Source organism: Pseudomonas sp. B12(2026), assembly GCF_057767015.1.
Genome location: NZ_CM173430.1, coordinates 2,296,371 through 2,316,298, shown reverse-complemented (window position 1 = coordinate 2,316,298; position 19,928 = coordinate 2,296,371). Strand labels below are relative to the sequence as shown.

24 protein-coding genes and 3 tRNA genes are annotated in these 19,928 nt (G+C 65.0%); 21 read left to right on the top strand and 6 right to left on the bottom strand.

Features of this window, described 5'->3' with window-relative positions:
* The first annotated feature begins 4 nt into the window (after positions 1-4).
* The 17 genes from AC3B6A_RS10895 to AC3B6A_RS10815 all read left to right on the top strand — a co-directional run bounded on the left by AC3B6A_RS10895 (position 5) and on the right by AC3B6A_RS10815 (position 11,094).
* Positions 5-289 carry a phage antirepressor KilAC domain-containing protein gene (locus tag AC3B6A_RS10895; RefSeq protein ID WP_488402678.1) on the top strand — a complete coding sequence of 95 codons (285 nt, stop codon included), beginning with the start codon at positions 5-7 and terminating at the stop codon, positions 287-289.
* Complete coding sequence (locus tag AC3B6A_RS10890) at positions 286-654, top strand: hypothetical protein (protein ID WP_488402676.1); 369 nt, start codon at positions 286-288, stop codon at positions 652-654. The genes AC3B6A_RS10895 and AC3B6A_RS10890 overlap by 4 nt, the downstream gene beginning before the upstream one ends.
* A complete protein-coding gene (locus tag AC3B6A_RS10885) occupies positions 651-902 on the top strand; it encodes a hypothetical protein (protein ID WP_488402674.1) in 252 nt (83 codons plus the stop codon). Before AC3B6A_RS10890 ends, AC3B6A_RS10885 begins: the two co-directional genes overlap by 4 nt.
* Positions 899-1,135 (top strand): pyocin activator PrtN family protein, encoded by a 237-nt coding sequence (locus AC3B6A_RS10880; protein ID WP_488402672.1) that lies wholly within the window; start codon positions 899-901, stop codon positions 1,133-1,135. Before AC3B6A_RS10885 ends, AC3B6A_RS10880 begins: the two co-directional genes overlap by 4 nt.
* A gap of 213 nt (positions 1,136-1,348) precedes the next feature.
* Complete coding sequence (locus AC3B6A_RS10875) at positions 1,349-1,696, top strand: YfdP family phage-associated protein (RefSeq protein ID WP_488402671.1); 348 nt, start codon at positions 1,349-1,351, stop codon at positions 1,694-1,696.
* A 35-nt stretch (positions 1,697-1,731) separates the two neighbouring features.
* Positions 1,732-2,544, top strand: a complete 813-nt coding sequence (locus tag AC3B6A_RS10870) for a DUF2303 family protein (protein WP_488402670.1) — start codon at positions 1,732-1,734, stop codon at positions 2,542-2,544.
* Between the two features lie 76 nt (positions 2,545-2,620).
* On the top strand, positions 2,621-3,100 hold the full coding sequence (locus AC3B6A_RS10865) for a hypothetical protein (RefSeq protein ID WP_488402668.1): 480 nt from the start codon (positions 2,621-2,623) through the stop codon (positions 3,098-3,100).
* Complete coding sequence (locus tag AC3B6A_RS10860; RefSeq protein WP_488402667.1) at positions 3,097-4,437, top strand: DHH family phosphoesterase; 1,341 nt, start codon at positions 3,097-3,099, stop codon at positions 4,435-4,437. The genes AC3B6A_RS10865 and AC3B6A_RS10860 overlap by 4 nt, the downstream gene beginning before the upstream one ends.
* Before the next feature lie 3 nt (positions 4,438-4,440).
* A complete protein-coding gene (locus tag AC3B6A_RS10855) occupies positions 4,441-4,983 on the top strand; it encodes a phosphohydrolase (protein ID WP_488402665.1) in 543 nt (180 codons plus the stop codon).
* 11 nt (positions 4,984-4,994) lie between these two features.
* On the top strand, positions 4,995-5,609 hold the full coding sequence (locus AC3B6A_RS10850; RefSeq protein ID WP_488402663.1) for an Lcl C-terminal domain-containing protein: 615 nt from the start codon (positions 4,995-4,997) through the stop codon (positions 5,607-5,609).
* 62 nt (positions 5,610-5,671) lie between these two features.
* On the top strand, positions 5,672-6,334 hold the full coding sequence (locus AC3B6A_RS10845) for a DUF1566 domain-containing protein (protein WP_488402662.1): 663 nt from the start codon (positions 5,672-5,674) through the stop codon (positions 6,332-6,334).
* A gap of 14 nt (positions 6,335-6,348) precedes the next feature.
* Positions 6,349-6,711 (top strand): four helix bundle protein, encoded by a 363-nt coding sequence (locus AC3B6A_RS10840; protein ID WP_488402660.1) that lies wholly within the window; start codon positions 6,349-6,351, stop codon positions 6,709-6,711.
* Positions 6,712-7,033: 322 nt separating this feature from the next.
* Entirely contained in the window at positions 7,034-8,104 is a 1,071-nt protein-coding gene (locus tag AC3B6A_RS10835) for an RNA-directed DNA polymerase (protein WP_488402659.1), read from the top strand.
* Entirely contained in the window at positions 8,101-9,927 is a 1,827-nt protein-coding gene (locus tag AC3B6A_RS10830) for a DNA cytosine methyltransferase (protein ID WP_488402657.1), read from the top strand. Before AC3B6A_RS10835 ends, AC3B6A_RS10830 begins: the two co-directional genes overlap by 4 nt.
* Positions 9,924-10,097, top strand: a complete 174-nt coding sequence (locus tag AC3B6A_RS10825; RefSeq protein WP_488402655.1) for a hypothetical protein — start codon at positions 9,924-9,926, stop codon at positions 10,095-10,097. The genes AC3B6A_RS10830 and AC3B6A_RS10825 overlap by 4 nt, the downstream gene beginning before the upstream one ends.
* Positions 10,094-10,864, top strand: a complete 771-nt coding sequence (locus AC3B6A_RS10820) for a DNA-methyltransferase (protein WP_488402654.1) — start codon at positions 10,094-10,096, stop codon at positions 10,862-10,864. The genes AC3B6A_RS10825 and AC3B6A_RS10820 overlap by 4 nt, the downstream gene beginning before the upstream one ends.
* Entirely contained in the window at positions 10,864-11,094 is a 231-nt protein-coding gene (locus tag AC3B6A_RS10815) for a helix-turn-helix transcriptional regulator (protein ID WP_488402653.1), read from the top strand. Before AC3B6A_RS10820 ends, AC3B6A_RS10815 begins: the two co-directional genes overlap by 1 nt.
* Here the strand turns inward: AC3B6A_RS10815 and AC3B6A_RS10810 are convergent.
* From AC3B6A_RS10810 to AC3B6A_RS10795, 4 genes are all read right to left on the bottom strand, one after another.
* Positions 11,066-12,316: a tyrosine-type recombinase/integrase gene (locus tag AC3B6A_RS10810; RefSeq protein ID WP_488402651.1), complete on the bottom strand. Its 1,251-nt coding sequence runs from the start codon at positions 12,314-12,316 to the stop codon at positions 11,066-11,068. The two genes, AC3B6A_RS10815 and AC3B6A_RS10810, sit on opposite strands and share 29 nt — an antisense overlap.
* A gap of 162 nt (positions 12,317-12,478) precedes the next feature.
* Positions 12,479-12,563 (bottom strand) — tRNA-Leu (locus tag AC3B6A_RS10805).
* Between the two features lie 52 nt (positions 12,564-12,615).
* Positions 12,616-12,691, bottom strand: a tRNA-His gene (locus AC3B6A_RS10800).
* 31 nt (positions 12,692-12,722) lie between these two features.
* Positions 12,723-12,799: transfer RNA gene (locus tag AC3B6A_RS10795), tRNA-Arg, on the bottom strand.
* 264 nt (positions 12,800-13,063) lie between these two features.
* Between AC3B6A_RS10795 and folD the strand changes: the two genes are divergently transcribed.
* Positions 13,064-13,918, top strand: coding sequence for a bifunctional methylenetetrahydrofolate dehydrogenase/methenyltetrahydrofolate cyclohydrolase FolD (gene folD / locus AC3B6A_RS10790; RefSeq protein WP_488402649.1), 855 nt, complete (start codon positions 13,064-13,066; stop codon positions 13,916-13,918).
* 108 nt (positions 13,919-14,026) lie between these two features.
* On the opposite strand, the gene cysS is transcribed toward folD, so the two are convergent.
* Together cysS and AC3B6A_RS10780 are read right to left on the bottom strand one after the other, a co-directional pair.
* The gene (gene cysS, locus AC3B6A_RS10785; RefSeq protein ID WP_488402648.1) at positions 14,027-15,415 is read right to left on the bottom strand and encodes a cysteine--tRNA ligase; all 1,389 of its coding nucleotides are present in this window, start codon (positions 15,413-15,415) and stop codon (positions 14,027-14,029) included.
* A 3-nt stretch (positions 15,416-15,418) separates the two neighbouring features.
* Entirely contained in the window at positions 15,419-17,101 is a 1,683-nt protein-coding gene (locus AC3B6A_RS10780; RefSeq protein ID WP_488403565.1) for a glutamine--tRNA ligase/YqeY domain fusion protein, read from the bottom strand.
* 121 nt (positions 17,102-17,222) lie between these two features.
* Here AC3B6A_RS10780 and AC3B6A_RS10775 point away from each other — a divergent pair, with 121 nt between their 5' ends.
* The 3 genes from AC3B6A_RS10775 to AC3B6A_RS10765 all read left to right on the top strand — a co-directional run bounded on the left by AC3B6A_RS10775 (position 17,223) and on the right by AC3B6A_RS10765 (position 19,908).
* Positions 17,223-17,729 carry a peptidylprolyl isomerase gene (locus tag AC3B6A_RS10775; protein WP_488402646.1) on the top strand — a complete coding sequence of 169 codons (507 nt, stop codon included), beginning with the start codon at positions 17,223-17,225 and terminating at the stop codon, positions 17,727-17,729.
* A 4-nt stretch (positions 17,730-17,733) separates the two neighbouring features.
* Complete coding sequence (gene lpxH, locus AC3B6A_RS10770; RefSeq protein ID WP_488402644.1) at positions 17,734-18,456, top strand: UDP-2,3-diacylglucosamine diphosphatase; 723 nt, start codon at positions 17,734-17,736, stop codon at positions 18,454-18,456.
* Positions 18,457-18,579: 123 nt separating this feature from the next.
* Positions 18,580-19,908: an SPFH domain-containing protein gene (locus AC3B6A_RS10765; protein WP_488402642.1), complete on the top strand. Its 1,329-nt coding sequence runs from the start codon at positions 18,580-18,582 to the stop codon at positions 19,906-19,908.
* Positions 19,909-19,928 lie beyond the last annotated feature (20 nt).

Below are 19,928 nucleotides of genomic sequence, written 5' to 3'. Positions count from 1 at the left end.
AGCCATGAACCGGAATATCCGCGAGGCCGCCGCAGTCCTCGGGGTCGGTGAGCGCGCGCTGCGCGCCCACCTCCGCGCCGAGAAGGCCGTGAACAAGGACGGGACGCTCGCCGCCCAGCATATCGGTAAGGGCCATCTGTTCATGGACCCGCGCTCGCGCTGGAACCCGAAGCTGCAGCAGTACGCCCACTACAGCGTGTTGATGGTCACCGAGGCCGGCATCGACTGGCTGGCCAAGCGCCTCGGGATCTCCATAACCGTCACCCAGCACAAGGATCACGTGGCATGACCGTACAGAACCCCATCACCGACGCCGTCGGCACGCTCAAGCTGGTCGGCATGCACTTCACCGCGCCGACCGCCTACCCGGCCGCCGTCCTGCAGGACGCCGCCGCCGAGTGCCTCGAGCGCCTGGCTGCCCTGCCCCCGGAATCCATCGCCCTGGCCGACCTCTATGCTCGCCTGCTGGCGATCACCCCGCGCAGCTGGCTGCCGCACGTCACGCTGACCACTGACCCGGTGCGCCCCTTCGGCGCCGTTGTCACCGACGAAGCCGGCAACGTGGCGGCACGTGGAACAGGCAAGACCATCGAGGGGCTGGTCGCCCTGGTGCGCGCCCGCCTTCCGGCGGGGTGCGGGGAGGCCCGGCAATGACGGGGGAAGGCTATCGCCAACTGGTGCAGCTCGCCTGGAGCACCCGACTCGCGGCGCATCCGGATTCGCTGAACGTCGCCGCCCGCGCGGCTGACGCCGCTCAGCGCATGGCGTTGGCACTGGGCGCTATCGAGCCCCGTGAATCGGTCCGCTACTTCGACCTCATCACCAATGCCATGCGGCACCGCCAAGCCGAGCTGCGGGACTGCGCGCTCGCACCGCGCCCATGGACCAGGGAGGGGCGATGACCACGCTGGAGCAACTGTTCAAGCAGTGGGGCACGGCCACGCTGACGCTGGAGCAGGTCCGCGCGACCTACTTCCCGCACATCAAGACCGAGAAGCGCCTGCGCGCCCTGATCAAGAGCCGCGAGGTGGCTCTGACCACTCGCACGCTCACCACCTCCCGCCGGGAAAAGCCGGTGGTGTACCTGCAGGACCTGGCCGAGTTCCTCGACGCCCAGTCTACGCAGGCAGCCTGAAGCAAAGCGCCCCAGCGCACCTGGGTGGACCAACAGGAGGAGTGGCAGCCATGTAAACGCAGCAACGGAGCTGGACGGCACACCCGGGCCAAGCTCGAAACGCTCACATATGGCGGCATTTGATGAGCAGGAAGGCCCGCATCGGGCCTTCCCCATAGCTCTCTCGCGGAGAGCGCTATGGGGAACACCACCACAACCAACGAGGCACAGCACATGAAAAAGACCGATGTGAATGACTTCATCAACTCACTGAACGCGGGCGTCTTCTCCTCCCAGCTCGGCGCCGCGCTCTCCGATGTCGGCGCCGGCGTGGTCGACCACGGCAAGAAAGGCAAGGTCGTGATCACCCTGGAGCTCAGCCGGATCGGCGAATCCAACCAGGTGAAGGTCAACCACAAGCTCGACTACCTGGTGCCCACCAAGCGCGGCAGCCGCCGCGAGGACACCGCCCTGGACACGCCGATGTACGTCACTCCGAACGGCATCGAACTGTTCCAGACCAACCCGACCGCACAACTGTTCAACCTCGAACAGGCTCCGGTCACCCCTCAGGACGCCTAACCCCCTAACCCTCACAGCCACAAGGAACACAGCACATGAAAGAAGCACTGCAACTGGTCCTCTCCAACGCCATCGCCGCCGCCGGCACCCGCGTCATCGGCTCCGCCGGCGCGATGGCCGTCGTCCCGGAGGGCTTCAAGCTCCAGAGCCTGGAGAAACTGGAGCTGAACCGCCATCGCTTCCGCGGCGCCCTGGCCACTTCGTCGCTGGCCGACTTCGTCACCTACGTGAAGGAGCGCGCCGACGCCGCCACCCACGGCTTCGTCGACAAGGACAACATGTCCTGCCGCGTGATCTTCAACCTGGGCGATTCCCAGACCGCTGGCCACGCCGACGACACCGCCACCCTGCGCCTGGTGCCGACCGCCGCCTACGCCGCACTGCAGCGCATCGCCGGCAAGAACCTGTCCCAGAAGGACCTGGCCGAGTGGATGGAGGACTGGCGCGACTTCCTCCAGGCCGTCACCCCCGACGACCAGAGCATGAACCTGGTCCAGGCGATTGCCGCCGTCCGCAACATCACCATCAAGGCCAGCACCGAGCACAACAACGTCGAAGGCAACTTCAACGCCAAGCGCAGCGCCATGGAACAGATCGAAGCCGCCAGCCAGGACACCCTGCCGGGCTCGCTGATCTTCTCCTGCGCGCCCTACGACGGCCTGCCGCTGCGCAACTTCGTCCTGCGCCTGTCGGTGCTGACCGGCGAAGCCAAGCCGGTCCTGAAGCCCCGTTGGGTGGCAGAGGAACAGGTCCGCGAAGAGATCGCCCAGGAGTTCAAGGACCTGCTGGCCACCGACATCGCTGACGCCACGTCGCTGACCATCGGCACCTTCGAGCTCGGCGCCTAACAGCAACCGCCTGCAACACCCCGCCGCCGGACTCTCACAACCATTCCCGGCGGCGGGCCCTACGAGGACACAGCACATGCAAGCAAGTATTCAACACGCGCTCATCATTGGCCTGGTGCTCGCCATCGTCATGTTCATCCTGGCTGCCTGGATCATGGTCCACAGCGCCGAGACCAAGGGCTATGACCTGGGCTACGACGACGCCAAGCGCGGGTACAACTCGCACATCGAGGCCCTTCACGAAGACATCGAGACCAAGCGCCTGGAACTCCGCCAGGCGAAAGCCGCCCACCAGCTCGACCGCGAGCAGCTCCTCCAGGACTGCGACAACCGCATCGCCCACTACTCGCGCCGCGCCAACCCCTTCACCGACGAGGATGCCGCCGAGCTGATGAAGATCAGCGGGCAGCTCAAGGTGACCGCCGTGACTGCGGAGCGCGTTGGCGCCACCACGCATCAGACACAAGCTCTTCAAGCCGCCGAACTGGCCTCCCACATGGCCTCGCGGATCCGCACCTCCCTAGCCCACGCCGAGCAACAGGAGGTCGCAGCATGAGAAGCGTCCTCGTATGCGGCCCGCATGGCTGCGGCAAGACCCGAAATGCCCAAGCCATCGCCGCCAGCCTCGGCCTGACGGCCATCGTTGACGACTGGCAGATCGGCGATCACCTGCCGAAGCAGGATACCCTGGTCTTGACCAGCGTGGAGTTCAGCACGGCCAAAGAAGCGGCCGGCCTGGCGCTGGAGGCCATCAGCTACAACAGCGCCATGCAGAGCGTTGACCGCCCCCTGCTGTGCATCTACCACAGCAACTGCGCCGACGGCTTCGGCGCGGCCTGGGTGGTCCGCAAGGCGATTCCCGGTGTCGAGTTCCACGCCGCCCGCTACGGCGAGCCGCTGCCTGACGTAGCCGGCCGCGCCGTGATCATGGTGGACTTCTCCTACTCCCGCGAAGACCTGACGCAGATGGCGGATATCGCCAAGGGCGTCCTGGTCATCGACCACCACAAGACCGCCGCCGAGGCCCTGGCTGGCTTCCCGCAGGTTGCCGACTGCCAATCCTGGGCACACTTCGCAGGCGGTTCCAGCGCCATCTTCACCTGCTTCGATATGGACCGCAGCGGCGCGGGCCTGACCTGGGACTTCTTCTTCCACGGCCAACCCCGCCCCGCGCTGATCAACCACATCGAGGACCGTGACCTCTGGCGCTTCCACCTGGAGGGGACGCGGGAGGTTCAGGCGAACATCTTCAGCTACCCCTACGACTTCGAGGTGTGGGACAAGCTGGCGGAGGCTCCTGCCGAATCTCTGCGCGCCGACGGCATCGCCATCGAACGAAAGCACCACAAGGACATCGCGGAACTGCTCCGCTCCGTCCAGCGCCGCATGACCATCGGTGGCTACAACGTTCCGGCAGCCAACCTGCCGTACATCTACTCCAGCGATGCCGGCCATGTGATGGCCGAGGGCGCTCCGTTCGCCGCGTGCTACTGGGACACCCCCAAGGGCCGCACCTTCTCCCTGCGCAGCTCTGACGACGGGCTCGATGTGTCGGCCATCGCCCAGCAGTACGGCGGTGGCGGCCATCGTAATGCTGCCGGCTTCTCGGTCGGCTTCGACCACCCGCTGGCCTACAACGCCCCGGACCTGAAGTGCTTCCAGGTTGGCGATAACGACCTGGTAGCAGCCTACACGCCGGAGCAGGCCATCAAGCTGCTGTGCAGCTTCTTTGGGTACGCGGGCGACGAGTACGACCTGAGCGATGTCGTCGAGTGGACAGACGAAATGCTGGACACCCCGCGCTTCGAGGAATACGGCGTCACGCCGGCCGATCCGGTGCGTACCACGCTCGCCGCCTGCGTCTACCCGCAGCACCTGTGCGGACTGGAGTAAACCATGACCTGGATTCTCACCTACACCGGCAAGCGCTTCGACCTGTTCGAGCCCAAGCCGGAAATGATCGATCCACGGGATATCTCCCATGCCCTGGCCCACTGCTGCCGGTTCAACGGCCATGTGTCCCAGCACTACAGCGTTGCCCAGCACAGCTACCTGGTGGCGGACCTGGTGCCGAGCACCGACTGCCTAGCCGCCCTGCTGCATGACGCCACTGAGGCTTACGTCGGCGACATGGTCCGCCCGCTCAAGGAGCAGATGCATGCCTACCGCGAAGTCGAGGACCGCATCTGGGAAGCCATCTGCACACGCTTCGATCTGGACAAGGAGCTGCCGGCAGCAGTCAAGCACGCCGACCTGGTGGCGCTGGCCACTGAGCGCCGCGACCTGATGCCGACCGATCCGGCGCCGTGGGCTTGCCTCGACGGCATCCAGCCACTGGCCGCCCGCATCAAGCCCTGGTCCATCGACGAGGCTCGCACCCACTTCCACTACCGCCTGATGGACCTGCTCTCCATCACCCATCGCGCCGCGAACGCCTGAGGAAACCGAACATGAACGCACTGACCAGCATTGCACTCCCCACCGTCCTCGGCACCCCGTTCGAAGGCGGCTTCTACATGGGCCAGTACCTGATCAACACCGAGCGCTACGCCCTCATCCGAGCGCCCAAGGCCCTGGGCTTCCACGACCCGATCCACTGGGGCGAGCGCGGCCTGCTGATCCCCGGCGCCGCCAGCTTCGTCGATGGCCTGGCCAATACCCGCGCCATGGCCGAGGCCGGCTCGGAGCTGGCCGCCTGGGCACTGGGCCTGTCGATTGGCGGCCACAACGACTGGTACCTCGGCGCCCGCGATGAAAACGAGGTGGTGTACCGCATCTGCAAGCCGACCACCGAGGAAAACTGGTGCAGCTTCCGCGACGGCGACAACCCCAGCAGCCTGCCGCCGGGCTACCCGTACACCGCACTGGCGCCCGGGCAGAGCCACATCGCCATCTTCCAGGATGGCGGCGAGGAAGCGTTGGAGGCCCGCGGCTACTGGACCAGTACGCAGGACGGCCCGTACTACGCGTGGTTCCAGTACTTCGTCGGTGGCTACCAGGACGGCGACGGCAAGGACGGCGCCCGGCCCGCTTTCGCCGTCCGCAGAATCAAAGTCACCCCTTGACCACTTCGCTTTCCTGCCGCGCGCACCGCGCGCGGTCGGCTCAATTTTTTGAGGTTCAGACCATGCAGAACGAAATCACCCTGGCCATCGGCAGCACCAAGCTCAACACCACTAACGCCCTGCTCGCTCGCCAGGTACTGGAGCAGGAAACCGGGCTGGCATCGATCAACGCCATCGCAGGCGAGCTGATCACTCTCGACGAATATCTCAATCCGCCCACCATCGGCCAGCACTGGCTCGGCCAGGGAGGCACCTATGTCGGCGTGATGCGCGGCGAGAACGGCGAGCCGGACTATCACCTGATCGCCCCAAAACACGCGCAGGTCGCTTCGATCATCTACGGCGGCCGCGGACAGCGCATCACCGGCGCCGATCACATCCGCGACGGCCTGGCCAACACCCGCGCCCTGCTCGCCGCCGACACCGACCATCCCGCCGCGAAGTGGGCCACCGAGCAGCAGGCCGAAGGCCACGCCGACCTCTACCTGCCCGCCCGCGCCGAGGCCTACCTGTGCTGGGCGAACATCCCCGAGCAGTTCGAGGACAAGGGCTGGTGGATCACCAGTACGCAGTACGGCCCGTGCCTCGCGTGGTTCCAGTTCTTCGACGATGGCACCCAGGGCGTCGACGTCAAGGACTACGCCCGGCCCGCTTTCGCCGTCCGCAGAATCGTCATCCCTTCACCCCTTAACGCTCTGACCGACCGCGCGCGCAGCGCGCGGTAAGCGAGTTTTCCAGCATGGCCATCGCCCAACACCTGCCGATTTACAAGCGCGCCGGAGAACTGGCCCGGCTTGTGGCCGACCTCTCCAAGGGATGGCGCCGCGACTTCAAGCGCACCCTTGGCGAGAAGGTGCTCAACGAGTGCATCGACGTGTCGATCCTGATCTTCCGCGCCAACACGGCCGGCGGCCAGGAACGAGTCGCACACATTCAGAAGATCCTGGAGCGCATCCAGGTCATCGAGCTGATGCTGCGCCTCTCGGTCGACCTCGGTCTGCTCAGCGGCGCCCAGCAAGGCCGAGCCATTCAGATCACCGACGACATTGGCCGGCAGGCCACTGGGTGGAAACGAAATGCCGCCGCATCGCCAGCCGTGTGAGCGCCACGGCCCTCACACCAGCGCGATTTTGATTCTGGTCGTGCCGCTGGCTCACAAGGCCACCGTCATGCGCACCAGGGGAACCGCCGGGCACCGTCCCGGCAGGCCCCGCGCAGTCTCGCCGCTGATCGGCCTCGGCCTTCGGCAGCGCGACGTAGATAGTACGACCTGGCGCAGAACGGCCCGAACAACGCGTGGATCCAGAACTTCGACGATGGCAACCAGAACAACGACGACAAGGACAACGCCCGGCCCGCTTTCGCCGTCCGCAGCATCGAACGGCAACACCGGCGGCCATGCTGGATTTTCTATCGAGGCACTCATGCAGGCCTATTACGACTGCCGGCGCAGCAAGCGCAACAGCAAGTCGGCCCTTGCATTCGAGTTCAACCTGGAGCGCAACATCATGCAACTCCTCCACGAACTGAACACAGGCGCCTACCAACCCGGCGCCTCCATCTGCTTCGTCGTGACACATCCCAAGGCCCGGGAAGTCTGGGCCGCAGACTTCAGGGATAGGATCGTCCACCACCTGCTGTACAACCACATCGGCCCGCGCATCGAGCGCTCGTTCATTTCCGATAGCTGCGCCTGCATCAAGGGGCGCGGCACCCTCTACGGCGCCCAGCGCCTGGAGAAGAAGGTGCGCAGCATCACCCAGAACTGGAAACGCCGCGCCTACTACCTGAAGTGCGACCTGGCCAACTTCTTCGTCAGTCTCGACAAGCGGGTGCTGGAACAGCAGCTGGCTGCGCGCATCCCCGAGCCGACCTGGCGGGCACTTGCCCTGCAGATCCTCTGGCACGACCCGCGCACCAACTACGAAACCCGCAGTCCCTCCCGCCTGCTGAACCGGGTGCCGCAGTACAAGCGGCTCACCGCCCAGCCGGCGCACCTGGGTCTGCCCATCGGGAACCTGTCGTCGCAGTTCTTCGCCAACGTGCACCTCGACGCGCTGGACCAGTTCGTGAAACACCAGCTGCGCGTAAAGCACTACATCCGTTACGTCGATGACTTCGTGCTGCTGGCCGAGTCGACCCAACAGCTGAATGCCTGGCACGACCAGATCGAGGCGTTCCTGGCCGACACGCTGCATGCCCGGCTTAACCCGACGAAGACCGTGCTCCAGCCTATCGCCCGGGGAATCGACTTCGTTGGCCAGGTGATCCTGCCGCACCGCCGCGTCACCCGGCCACGCACGGTGGAAACCGCACTGCGCCAGGTTAGCACCGCGCCGGCAGAGCAGCTGCGCGAGACCGCCAACAGCTACTTCGGCCTGCTGGACCAGGCCAGCCACAGCCACAACGCCCGCCGGAAGCTGGCCAGGGTCGTGCAGAAGCGCGGCCGGGCTGTCTCCGCCGACCTGCGCAAGACGTTCAAGGGGGCCGCATGACCTCCTTCCGCACAATCAAGACGAACGCCGCCCAGCGCGCACTCCCGTTCCAGCAGGAGCTGTACGTCGACCTCTTCGCCGGCCTCGGCGGTGCTAGCAGCGGGGGCCGCAAGGCCTACCGCGACCCGGACATCGCCATCAACCACAACCCCGTAGCCATCGCGGTCTACAAGGCGAACCACCCCAGCACCAAGACCTTCATCACCGACGTGTTCGATGTCGATCCGCTGGAGGCCACCGGCGGGCAGCCCGTCGCTATCCTGTGGGCGTCCCCTGACTGCCGACATTTCAGCAAGGCCAAGGGCGCTGCGCCTCGCAGCCCACAGGTCCGCTCGCTGGCCTGGGTGGTAGTCCGCTGGGTGCACGCCACCAGGCCGCGCCTGTTCCTGCTCGAAAACGTCGAAGAGTTCCAGAAGTGGGGCCCGCTCGACGAGCATGGCCAGCCGATCAAGACGGAGGAAGGCCGCACCTTCAAGGCGTTCGTGGCCTGCCTCACCACTGGCTTGCCGGCCGACCATCCGGATATGCCGGAGATCATGGCAGCTATCGGACTGTGGGTACCGCAGGGCGCATTGGTGCGCGGCCTGGGCTGCAACGTGGAGTGGCGCGAGCGCCGCGCCTCGAATGCCGGCGCTCCGACCATCCGCAAGCGCCTGTTCATGATCGGCCGCACCGATGGCCGCCCCATCGTCTGGACCACCCCGAAGCGGCATGAAAAACCGAAGGCCGGCCAGATGCCCTGGCGCACTGCTGCGGAGTGCATCGACTGGAGCGACCTGGGCAAGAGCATGATCGACCGGAAGCGCCCGCACGTGGACAACACCTGCCGGCGCGTGGCCAAGGGCTTCTGGCGCCACACCGTCATGGCGGACAAGCCCTTCCTGGCCCCCATGGGCGATGACCATCTTGCCGCCGCCAACCTCACCGAGTTCGCCAACGCGAGCAACCAGCGCACATTCAGTGCCGACGAGCCACTGCGCACTCAAGTCGCTCAGATCAAGGGCGGCCACTTCGCCCTGTCGGCGGCACACCTGACGCACCTCACCCATCACGGCGACCGCGCCGGCTACCCGCTCACCGAAGCCACACGAACCATCACCGGCGCCAACCGCGGCGAACAAGCCCTGGTCACCGCTGCGATGGTGACCTTGCGCAACGGCTCAGTCGGTAGCGCCATGACCCAGCCAATCAACGCCATCACCACCAGCTCGGGCCATCACGCCGTTGCCGCCTGCCATTTCGAACAGGCTAACGGCGGTTTCTACAACGGCGACGGCAGGGCTGCCGATTCCCCGCCCAGCACCATCACGCAGGCAGGTTCCAACCAACGCCTGGCCAGCGCCTACCTGGTGAAGTTCTACAGCACCGGCGGCCAATGGCAGGACCTGGCCGAGCCCATGCACACCGTGCCCACCAAGGACCGCATGGCGCTGGTCACCGTTGTCCAGGTCCCGGCAGCCATCCTCCCGCCCGAGCTAATGGAGAAGGCCCGGAAGTGCGCAGCCTTCCTGCACAAGCACCTGCCGGAGCACTTCCCGCAGTTGGTCGACCTGGTGCTGCTCGGCGACTACGCCCTTGTGGACTTCACCCTGCGCATGCTCAAGCCGATGGAGCTGAAGATCGCTCAAGGCTTCGACCCCGACTACATCACAGACTGGGGATGGTTCGAGGACAAGGCCACCGGCGAGCTGGTGCGCAAGGCCGTCAACCACACCGACCAGATCCGCCTGATCGGCAACAGCGTCAGCCCCTGCGAGTCGGAAGACCTGATCGCAGCCAACGCCGCCGACCTGATCGACCTGTACAGGAGCGAAGCAGCATGAACGCCAAACTCAACGAACTGCAGCGCCTACTGGTCGAGATCGACAGCCTGATGGCCAGCGCCGAAGTGTCGGGGCTGATCCGTGACGCCCGCAGCTGCGCAGTGAAAGCCCGGAGCACGACGGCGAAGGCAATCAGGATCGTCGCCGAGCTGGCGCAGGGAGGTGAATGATGGCGGACGTTCAACTCCACCAGGGAGATTGCCTGCAGGTCATGCAGGGCATTGCGGATGCATCCGTTGACCTGATCTTGGCCGACCTGCCCTATGGAACAACTGAGTGCGCATGGGATTCGATCATCCCACTGGAGCCACTGTGGGAGCAGTACCTGCGCATCGCCAAACCGAATGCGGCAATCGTGCTGTGTGCCGCCCAACCATTTACCTCCATGCTGGTGGCGAGCCGCCCAGACCTGTTCCGCTACGAATGGATCTGGGAGAAAGGCAATGCCACAGGGTTCCTCAACGCGAAGAAGCAGCCCCTCAGGGCCCACGAGAGCGCGCTGGTGTTCTACCGCAGACAGCCTGTCTTCAACCCGCAGATGACCCACGGCCACCAGCGCCGCACGGCCAAGCGTAAATCGGTTAACTCAGAGTGCTACGGGAAGGCTCTGGAATTGGTCGAATACGACTCAACCACTCGTTACCCACGCAGCGTTCAGTTCTTCAGCAGCGACAAACAGAAGGGAAGCTTCCACCCAACCCAGAAGCCGGTCGACTGGATGAAGTTCCTGGTGCGTACCTACACCAATCCAGGGATGGTCGTACTGGACAACACCTGCGGTAGTGGGACCAGCGGTGTGGCGGCCATCAGCTGTGGATGCGACTACATCGGCATTGAAAAAGATCGCGGCGCCAACGATGAGCCCTTGGGCTATTTGGGTATTGCGCGCAGGCGGATAACTGAAGAACTGCTCGCCGCTAGCGCAGGGAGATCGTGATGAACCACACCACCAACGCCCCCATCATCTTCCTGGCCCTGCCGGAAGTGAAACGCCGCACCGGCATGGGGACCACCTACATCTACACCGAGATGAACGCCGGACGTTTCCCCAAGGCCGTGCGGGTGGGCAAGCGTGCCACTCGCTGGATCGAGGCGGAAATCGATCACTGGTGCCAGCAGCGCATCGTTGCCTCCCGGCCTACGGAATCCGGAGAACTGGCTGCTTAGCCTTCTTCTCCTGCCCGTCGAGGTAGTCGGCCCATACCTGCATCATCTTGCGCCGCTCCTCGACGTACTCCGCATGGTTGTAGGACCCGCTGGTCTTGTCCGGGTCCGCATGCGAGAGCTGCGAATCCACCCACTTCGGGTTGTACCCCATCTCATTCAGCGCCGTGGAGATCGTGCCGCGCAGGCCGTGCCCGGTTAGCTTGCCTTCGAAGCCCATCCGCCTGATCGCCATGTTGAGGGTGTTCTCGCTCATCATCCTGCGCGGGTCATTGCGACCAGGGAACAGGAAGGGGTACCGCCCCGAGCGCTTCAGGCAGCGCTCCACGACCGTCGTCGCCTGCCTGGAGAGGGGAACGATGTAGTCGGGTACGTCATCCCCGTCGCGGCGCACCTTGCCCCTCAGTTGCTTCACGCGTGTCGGCGGCACTGTCCAGATGCCGGTATCCAGGTTGAAGTCACCCGGCCCGGCCTTGCGCAGCTCGATGGTACGGACGGCGGTGTACAGCATCAGCCATACGGCATCCTGGGTGACCGGGCTCCCGCCGTAGCACCGCAGCCGAGCCAGCAGCTCGGGCAGGTCATCGCCTTGGTGCGACAGGATCGGGTTGTGCTGCACTGCTGGCGGCTCGACGGCCAGGATGTCCAGGTCCGACGCCGGGTTGTCTTCGCGCAGCCCCTTGGCAATGCCGTAGCGGCAGATCTGCCGCAGCCAGCTCCGCGCCTTCTCGGCGATGTTCAGCGCGCCCCGAGCCTCGATGCGACCGACCACGGCCACCAGGTCGCGGCGATGTACCTCGGCGAAGGGCATCGCTCCGACGAATGGCAGGATGTCGCTGTCCAAAACTCGGCGCGATTGCGCCCCACTACCCTGTCGACTGTCGTCCGCCCAACGCCCGGATTTGAAGTCGTGCCATTCGTCGGAAACGTCCTTGAAGGACGGGACCGGAGTAGCTTTCGAGTCGGGTCGATGGTTGCCGCGGGGGTCTATTCCGTTCGCCACCTTCGCCCGGCATTCGTCCCGGCGCACTCGGGCATCCTTTAGCGATAGCTCGGGGTAGGTTCCAAGCGAGATGCGCGGCTGCTTGCCTTCCCAGCTGAAGCGGAAGTGCCAGGCCTTCGTGCCTTTGACGGACACGAACAGGGAGAGGCCATCGGCGTCGGTCAGGCTGTAGTCCTTCTCGCGCGGCTTGGCTTGGCGGACAGCGGTATCGGTGAGGGGCATCTAGTACATCCTGTAAGGCCACACTGGAGTGGACTAACTAATGTACTAAAAAATTGAGGCTGGAAGCGACTTAGCGCGAATGACACCGAAAGAACTTTCGGCCTAAAAGGCCCATGACTACTGGGCTTTCGAACAAATCCGCATGACAGCGAAAGTAAGGAATGGTGCGGACGGAGAGACTCGAACTCTCACAGCTTGCGCCACTGGAACCTAAATCCAGCGTGTCTACCAATTTCACCACGTCCGCAGGGTACCGCAGAAACGAAAACGCCAGGCTCTAGGCCTGGCGCTTCGGAATATGGGGTGGACGATGGGAATCGAACCCACGACACCAGGAGCCACAATCCTGTGCTCTACCAACTGAGCTACGCCCACCATATTACATGCTTGTCACCGAACGCCATTATGGCGCACCCGGCAGGACTCGAACCTGCGACCATCCGCTTAGAAGGCGGATGCTCTATCCAGCTGAGCTACGGGCGCTTTAGTGGCGGCAACCCTTGCTAAGCAGAATCAGTGAAACCACTGAATCGGTTTGCACCGCCTTCTTCTTTCGCTTCAGGCTGTGCTCGGCAAGCGGGGCGCATGTTATCGACGAGCCCCTACCCCGTCAACAACTTTTTCAAAAAAAATTCAAAGAGATAAAGGAGTTACGGCAAATCAGGGGACGTCCGCCTTTGCCTTATGAAGGCAGCGTGCGAAAATGCGCGTCCTTTTTTCACCCGACCCGATGGTTACCTCCCAGACATGACTGCACAACTGATCGACGGCAAAGCGATCGCCGCCAGCCTCCGCCAGCAGATTGCCCAACGCGTCAACGAGCGACGCCAGCAGGGGCTGCGCATTCCCGGCCTGGCCGTGATCCTGGTCGGCAGCGACCCCGCCTCTCAGGTCTATGTCGCGCACAAGCGCAAGGACTGCGAAGAGGTCGGCTTCATCTCCCAGGCATACGACCTCCCCGCCAGCACCACCCAGGAAGAGCTGCTGGCGCTGATCGATCGCCTGAACACCGACCCGGCCATCGACGGCATCCTGGTCCAACTCCCCCTCCCCGCCCATCTCGATGCCTCCCAGTTGCTGGAACGCATCAGCCCGGACAAGGACGTGGACGGCTTCCATCCCTTCAACATCGGCCGCCTGGCCCAGCGCATCCCGCTGCTGCGCCCGTGCACCCCGAAGGGCATCATGACCCTGCTGGAAAGCACCGGCGCCGACCTGTACGGCATGAACGCGGTGGTGGTGGGCGCCTCCAACATCGTTGGCCGCCCGATGGCGCTGGAACTGCTGCTGGCCGGCTGCACCGTGACCGTCACCCACCGCTTCACCCGCGACCTCGCCGACCACGTGGGCCGTGCCGACCTGGTCGTAGTGGCCGCCGGCAAGCCGGGCCTGGTCAAGGGCGAGTGGGTCAAGGAAGGCGCCATCGTCATCGACGTGGGCATCAACCGCCAGGCCGACGGCAAGCTGGTGGGCGACGTGGAATATGACGTGGCCGCCCAGCGCGCCAGCTGGATCACCCCGGTTCCGGGCGGCGTCGGCCCGATGACCCGCGCCTGCCTGCTGGAAAACACCCTGTACGCGGCTGAACACCTGCACGTGTAGGAGCAGCAGACCTTGTCCGCGATCACCCCCAAGTGAATCGCGGACAACACCCAAGGCAGACAGAAAAAAGGCCGCTGATCAGCGGCCTTTTTCATTCCCGGGAAGCGATTACTCGGCGAGACGCCAGGTCGTGCCGCCCTTGCCGTCTTCCAGCACCACGCCGAGCGCGGTCAGCTCGTCGCGGATGCGGTCGGACTCTGCCCAGTTCTTCGCCGCGCGGGCATCCAGGCGCGCCTGGATCAGCGCTTCGACCTGCGCCGCATCGACCTTGCCGGCCGCGCCAGCCTGGAGGAACTCGTCGGCGTCCATCTGCAGAACGCCCAGCAGGCCGCCCAGCTCACGCACGCGCGCCGCCAGGGCGGCAGCCGCCGCCGGCTCGCTGTCGCGCAGGCGGTTGACCTCGCGGACCATCTCGAACAGCACGGCCACCGCTTCCGGCGTGCCGAAGTCGTCGTCCATCGCCGCGGCGAAACGCTCGACGAAGGCTTCGCCACCCGCGGCAGCCACCTGCGGCAGGCCGCGCAGTGCGGTGTAGAAGCGCTCCAGCGCGCCCTTGGCTTCCTTCAGGTTGTCTTCGGAATAGTTGATCGGGCTGCGGTAGTGGCTGGAGACCAGCAGGAAGCGCACGACTTCCGGATGATATTTCTCCAGCACCTCGCGGATGGTGAAGAAGTTGCCCAGGGACTTGGACATCTTCTCGCCGTCCACGCGCACTGCGCCGGCGTGCATCCAGCTGGCCGCGTAGAGCTTGCCGGTGGCCGCCTCGCTCTGCGCGATCTCGTTCTCGTGGTGCGGGAACACCAGGTCCGGGCCGCCGCCGTGGATGTCGAAGGTCTCACCCAGGCAGCAGGTGGACATCACCGAGCACTCGATGTGCCAGCCCGGACGCCCGGCGCCCCAGGGCGATTCCCAGCTCGGCTCGCCCGGCTTGGCGCCTTTCCAGAGCACGAAGTCCAGCGGGTCTTCCTTGGATTCGTCGACCTCGATCCGCGCACCGATGCGCAGGTCTTCGATCTTCTTGCGCGACAGCTTGCCGTAGCCGGCGAACTTGCCGACCCGGTAGTAGACGTCGCCGTTGCCCGGCGCGTAGGCGTAGCCCTTGTCGATCAGGGTCTGGATCATCTCGTGCATGCCGGCGATATGGCCGGTGGCGCGCGGCTCGACGTCCGGACGCAGGACCGACAGGCGCGCCTCGTCCTCGTGCATCGCGGCGATCATGCGCGCGGTCAGGGCCTCGAACGATTCGCCGTTCTCCTGGGCGCGACGGATGATCTTGTCGTCGATGTCGGTGATGTTGCGCACGTAGGTCAGGTCGTAGCCGCGATGGCGCAACCAGCGGGCGATGACGTCGAACGCCACCATCACGCGGGCGTGGCCGATATGGCAGAAGTCGTAGACGGTCATGCCGCACACGTACATGCGCACCTGGTTGCCCAGCAGCGGCTTGAACGCGTCCTTGGTCTTGGACAGCGTGCTGTAGATCTGCAAGTCGGCCATGCCTTACTGCCCCCAGGAATCGCGCAGGGTCACGGTGCGGTTGAACACCAGGGCGCCGAACTTGGAGTCCTTGGAGTCGGCGCAGAAGTAGCCCTCGCGCTCGAACTGGAAGCGATCGACAGCCGTGGCCTTGGCCAGCGACGGCTCGGCGCGGCAACCCTTGAGCACCACCAGGGAATCCGGGTTGATGTTGTCGAGGAAGCTGCCGCCCTCTTCCGACTTCTCCGGGTTGGCGGAGCGGAACAGGCGGTCGTACAGGCGCACTTCGCACTCCACGCTCTCGGCGGCCGGCACCCAGTGGATCACACCCTTGACCTTGCGGCCTTCGGGGTTCTTGCCCAGGGTGTTCTCGTCGTAGCTGCAGCGCAGTTCGACGATGTTGCCGGCGGCATCCTTGATCGCCTCGTCGGCGCGGATCACGTAGCTGCCGCGCAGGCGCACTTCACCGCCCGGGACCAGGCGCTTGTAGCCGGCCGGCGGGACTTCCTCGAAGTCGCTGGCGTCGATGTAGATCTCGCGGCTGAACGGCAGCACGCGCATGCCCATGTCCTGCTTCGGGTGGCACGGCAGCTCGAGGACCTCGACCTGGCCTTCCGGGTAGTTGGTGATCACCACCTTCAGCGGCTTGAGCACGCACATGGCGCGGCTGGCGTTGGCGTCCAGGTCGTCACGGATGGCGAACTCCAGCATGCCGATGTCCACCACGCCGCCGGCGCGGTTCACGCCGATCATGTCGCAGAAGGTGCGGATCGACGCCGGGGTGTAGCCGCGGCGGCGGTAGCCCGACAGGGTCGACATGCGCGGGTCGTCCCAGCCGTCGACGTGCTTCTCGTCCACCAGTTGCTTGAGCTTGCGCTTGCTGGTGATGGTGTAGTTCAGGTTCAGGCGCGCGAATTCGTACTGGCGCGGCTGGGCCGGGACCGGCAGGTTGGCCAGGAACCACTCGTACAGCGGGCGGTGATCCTCGAACTCCAGGGTGCAGACGGAGTGGGTGATGCCCTCGATGGCGTCCGACTGGCCGTGGGTGAAGTCGTAGCTGGGGTAGATGCACCACTTGTCGCCGGTCTGGTGATGGTGGGCGTGGCGGATGCGGTAGAGGATCGGGTCGCGCAGGTTGATGTTCGGCGAGGCCATGTCGATCTTGGCACGCAGCGAACGGGCGCCATCCGCGAACTCGCCGGCCTTCATGCGGGCGAACAGGTCCAGGTTCTCTTCCACCGAACGGTCACGGAACGGGCTGTTCTTGCCCGGCTCGGTCAGGGAACCGCGGTAGGCGCGCATTTCCTCGGCGTTGAGGTCGCAGACGAAGGCCTTGCCGGCCTTGATCAGCTCCACCGCCCAGGCGTGCAGCTGGTCGAAATAGTTGGACGCATAGCGCACCGGGCCGACCCAGTCGAAGCCCAGCCACTTCACATCGGCCTCGATGGCGTCGATGTACTCCTGGTCTTCCTTCGCCGGGTTGGTGTCGTCGAAGCGCAGGTGGCAGTCACCGCCGAACTCCTTGGCCAGGCCGAAGTTCAGACAGATGGACTTGGCGTGGCCGATGTGCAGGTAGCCGTTGGGCTCCGGCGGGAAGCGGGTGACGATCTTCTGGTGCTTGCCACTTTCCAGGTCGGCCGCAACGATCGGGCGCAGGAAGTTGGCGGCAACAGTGGCTTCTTTCGTATCGGCGGTAGGCTTGCTCATGGTGTCCTTGATCATGCTGGTGTTCGGCCAGGGTAGGCCAGCCAAACCAAAGCGCTTATCATAGCCGAAGCTGTCAACCCCCTGACAGGCCTTCGATTTTTCCAGAGAGCGGAATTCCCTGATGCCTACCACCGTCAAACTGCAGACCAACTTCGGCGACATCACCCTTGAACTCTTCGACGACAAGGCGCCGGAAACCGTGGCCAACTTCAAGGAGTACGTGAAGGCCGGCCATTACGACAACACCGTGTTCCACCGCGTGATCAACAACTTCATGATCCAGGGCGGCGGTTTCGAGCCGGGCATGAAGCAGAAGTCCACCCGCAAGCCGATCAAGAACGAAGCCAACAACGGCGTCGGCAACAAGGTCGGCACCGTCGCCATGGCCCGCACCATGGAGCCGCATTCGGCCAGCGCGCAGTTCTTCATCAACGTCGCCGACAACGACTTCCTCAACCACAGCGCGCCGACCGTGCAGGGCTGGGGCTACTGCGTGTTCGGTGAAGTGAAGGACGGCATGGACGTGGTCAACAAGATCAAGACCGTCGCCACCACCATGCGCTCCGGCCACCAGGACGTCCCGGCCGACGACGTGATCATCGAGAAAGCCGAAATCCTCGGCGAGTGAGTCGATGAGCGTCCTGTTCATCTCGGACCTGCATCTCGAAGCGGAACGCCCGGACATCACCCGGGCGTTCTTGCATTTCCTCTCCACCCGCGCCCGCACGGCCGAGGCGCTGTACATCCTCGGCGACTTCTTCGAAGCCTGGATCGGCGACGACGGCATGGACGAGTTCCAGCACGCCATCGCCCGCGCCCTGCGCGAACTGTCCGACAGCGGCACGCGCATCTACCTGATGCACGGCAACCGCGACTTCCTGATCGGCCAGGGATTCTGCCGCGAAGCCGGCTGCACGCTGCTGCGCGACCCCAGCCTGATCGACCTGGGCGGTGAAAAGATCCTGCTGATGCACGGCGACAGCCTGTGCACCCTCGACGCGGCCTACATGAAGCTGCGCCGCTGGCTGCGCAACCCGCTCTCGCTGTTCGTCCTGCGCAACCTGCCGCTGGCCACCCGCCACAAGCTGGCGCGCAAGCTGCGCAAGGAAAGCCGCGCGCAGACGCGGATGAAAGCCAGCGAGATCGTCGACGTCACCCCGGCGGAAGTGGAGCGCGTCATGCGCGACAAGGGCGTGCGCATCCTGATCCATGGCCACACCCACCGCCCCGCCGTCCACGAACTGGAGATCGACGGGCGCCCCGCACGGCGCATCGTCCTCGGCGACTGGGACAGCCAGGGCTGGGCCCTGGAAGCCGACGACCAGGGCATGCGGCAGGCGCCCTTCCCGCTCTGAGCCACCAGGCCACCGCAATGGTGGCCTTCCGACGTTAACCCACCCGCACTGCCAGACATTTCCCCTTGACCTGCACCAGCCGCCTTGCGCAGCATCGCCGGTTTGCTCACTCAAGGAAGAAACATGTTCAGCAAGGGAAACCTCATCAAGTTCGGCGCCCTGCCCCTGGCGCTGGTCGCCGCCGCGTTCATCCTGTTCAACGGGGTCTTCTTCTATAACGAAGCCGGCTACATGACCCACGTGCGGACCATCTTCGGCGACGAGAAGATCGTCGACGACGTCGGTTACGCCACCAAGTGGTTCGGCCGTGCCACCACCTGGAAGAAGGCCATCAGCGTGCAGTCCGTGCTGGTCATGGACGAGAACGACAACAACCCGGACAACGACGCCCTGGGCGCCACCATCGAAGCCTTTCCCATCGTCTTCCTTGGCAACGTCGACGCCAAGGTCGAATCCTCCGCGCGCTTCCGCCTGCCCGGCGGCGACCAGTTCCTGAAAATGGCCCAGGAATACCGCAACCCGGACAACTTCATCCGCACCGCGCTGGTCCCGGCGATCAAGGAGACCCTGCAGGCCACCGCCTCGCTGATGACCGCCGACGACTACTACGCCGGCGCGCGCAGCGAATTCGCCGCGGAGTTCGAGAACCAGCTCAACGACGGCCTGTACCTGATCAAGCGCAAGGAAGTCCGCGGCCCGCGCGGCGCCATGCCGCACCAGACCGCAATCCTGCAGGCCGGCACCGAACAGGGCAGCTTCGGCGACAACAACGCCAGTCAGTTCGTCACCGAGAAGGTCACCGACGCCAAGGGCATCCCGGTGCGCAAGCAGCAGCAGTTCCGCAAGTTCGGCGTGGAAGTGGTGGAGGCGCGCATCACCAACGTCGACCCGAACCCGCAGTACAAGCAACGCATGGTCAAGGTCCAGCAGGCGCTGGCCGAACTGGCCGTGGCGCGCCAGAACCGCCTGAAGGAAGAGGAAGAGAAGCTGCTGGTCACCGCCCGCGGCGAGAAGGAAGTGGAAGCCAAGCGCCAGGAAACCCTGCGCGACCAGATCGAGCGCACCACCCAGGCGGAAACCGAGAAGCAGTTGGCGGTGATCAACGCCGAGCGCGAGAAGCAGCGCGCCGAGATCGAAAAGCAGACCGCCGAACTGCTGCGCGACAAGGCCACCGTCACCGCGCAGGCCACCAAGATCACCGCTGACGCCGAGGCCTACGCCCGTGAAGCGGTGATCAAGGCGGACGGCGCGTTGCAGCCCAAGCTGGACGCGCTGATCGCCATCAACAAGGTATGGGCCGAAGCCGCCGCCCAGGCTCCGGTGCCCAGCGTGATGATGGCTGGCGGGCAGACCGGCGCCAGCAGCCGCCAGGACGAGATCGGCCAACTGATGGGGGTGCTCGCCACCAAGGCCGCACGCGACCTGGCGCTGGACCTGAAGGTGAAGGACTGATGCAGGACCTGTAGGAGCGA

Excerpts from the sequence above, each read along its gene's own strand:
- AC3B6A_RS10895 (WP_488402678.1), top strand. The coding sequence starts at position 5 with ATGAACCGGAATATCCGCGAGGCCGCCGCAGTCCTCGGGGTCGGTGAG.
- AC3B6A_RS10890 (WP_488402676.1), top strand. The coding sequence starts at position 286 with ATGACCGTACAGAACCCCATCACCGACGCCGTCGGCACGCTCAAGCTG.
- AC3B6A_RS10885 (WP_488402674.1), top strand. The coding sequence starts at position 651 with ATGACGGGGGAAGGCTATCGCCAACTGGTGCAGCTCGCCTGGAGCACC.
- AC3B6A_RS10880 (WP_488402672.1), top strand. The coding sequence starts at position 899 with ATGACCACGCTGGAGCAACTGTTCAAGCAGTGGGGCACGGCCACGCTG.
- AC3B6A_RS10875 (WP_488402671.1), top strand. The coding sequence starts at position 1,349 with ATGAAAAAGACCGATGTGAATGACTTCATCAACTCACTGAACGCGGGC.
- AC3B6A_RS10870 (WP_488402670.1), top strand. The coding sequence starts at position 1,732 with ATGAAAGAAGCACTGCAACTGGTCCTCTCCAACGCCATCGCCGCCGCC.
- AC3B6A_RS10865 (WP_488402668.1), top strand. The coding sequence starts at position 2,621 with ATGCAAGCAAGTATTCAACACGCGCTCATCATTGGCCTGGTGCTCGCC.
- AC3B6A_RS10860 (WP_488402667.1), top strand. The coding sequence starts at position 3,097 with ATGAGAAGCGTCCTCGTATGCGGCCCGCATGGCTGCGGCAAGACCCGA.
- AC3B6A_RS10855 (WP_488402665.1), top strand. The coding sequence starts at position 4,441 with ATGACCTGGATTCTCACCTACACCGGCAAGCGCTTCGACCTGTTCGAG.
- AC3B6A_RS10850 (WP_488402663.1), top strand. The coding sequence starts at position 4,995 with ATGAACGCACTGACCAGCATTGCACTCCCCACCGTCCTCGGCACCCCG.
- AC3B6A_RS10845 (WP_488402662.1), top strand. The coding sequence starts at position 5,672 with ATGCAGAACGAAATCACCCTGGCCATCGGCAGCACCAAGCTCAACACC.
- AC3B6A_RS10840 (WP_488402660.1), top strand. The coding sequence starts at position 6,349 with ATGGCCATCGCCCAACACCTGCCGATTTACAAGCGCGCCGGAGAACTG.
- AC3B6A_RS10835 (WP_488402659.1), top strand. The coding sequence starts at position 7,034 with ATGCAGGCCTATTACGACTGCCGGCGCAGCAAGCGCAACAGCAAGTCG.
- AC3B6A_RS10830 (WP_488402657.1), top strand. The coding sequence starts at position 8,101 with ATGACCTCCTTCCGCACAATCAAGACGAACGCCGCCCAGCGCGCACTC.
- AC3B6A_RS10825 (WP_488402655.1), top strand. The coding sequence starts at position 9,924 with ATGAACGCCAAACTCAACGAACTGCAGCGCCTACTGGTCGAGATCGAC.
- AC3B6A_RS10820 (WP_488402654.1), top strand. The coding sequence starts at position 10,094 with ATGATGGCGGACGTTCAACTCCACCAGGGAGATTGCCTGCAGGTCATG.
- AC3B6A_RS10815 (WP_488402653.1), top strand. The coding sequence starts at position 10,864 with ATGAACCACACCACCAACGCCCCCATCATCTTCCTGGCCCTGCCGGAA.
- AC3B6A_RS10810 (WP_488402651.1), bottom strand. The coding sequence starts at position 12,316 with ATGCCCCTCACCGATACCGCTGTCCGCCAAGCCAAGCCGCGCGAGAAG.
- folD (WP_488402649.1), top strand. The coding sequence starts at position 13,064 with ATGACTGCACAACTGATCGACGGCAAAGCGATCGCCGCCAGCCTCCGC.
- cysS (WP_488402648.1), bottom strand. The coding sequence starts at position 15,415 with ATGGCCGACTTGCAGATCTACAGCACGCTGTCCAAGACCAAGGACGCG.
- AC3B6A_RS10780 (WP_488403565.1), bottom strand. The coding sequence starts at position 17,101 with ATGAGCAAGCCTACCGCCGATACGAAAGAAGCCACTGTTGCCGCCAAC.
- AC3B6A_RS10775 (WP_488402646.1), top strand. The coding sequence starts at position 17,223 with ATGCCTACCACCGTCAAACTGCAGACCAACTTCGGCGACATCACCCTT.
- lpxH (WP_488402644.1), top strand. The coding sequence starts at position 17,734 with ATGAGCGTCCTGTTCATCTCGGACCTGCATCTCGAAGCGGAACGCCCG.
- AC3B6A_RS10765 (WP_488402642.1), top strand. The coding sequence starts at position 18,580 with ATGTTCAGCAAGGGAAACCTCATCAAGTTCGGCGCCCTGCCCCTGGCG.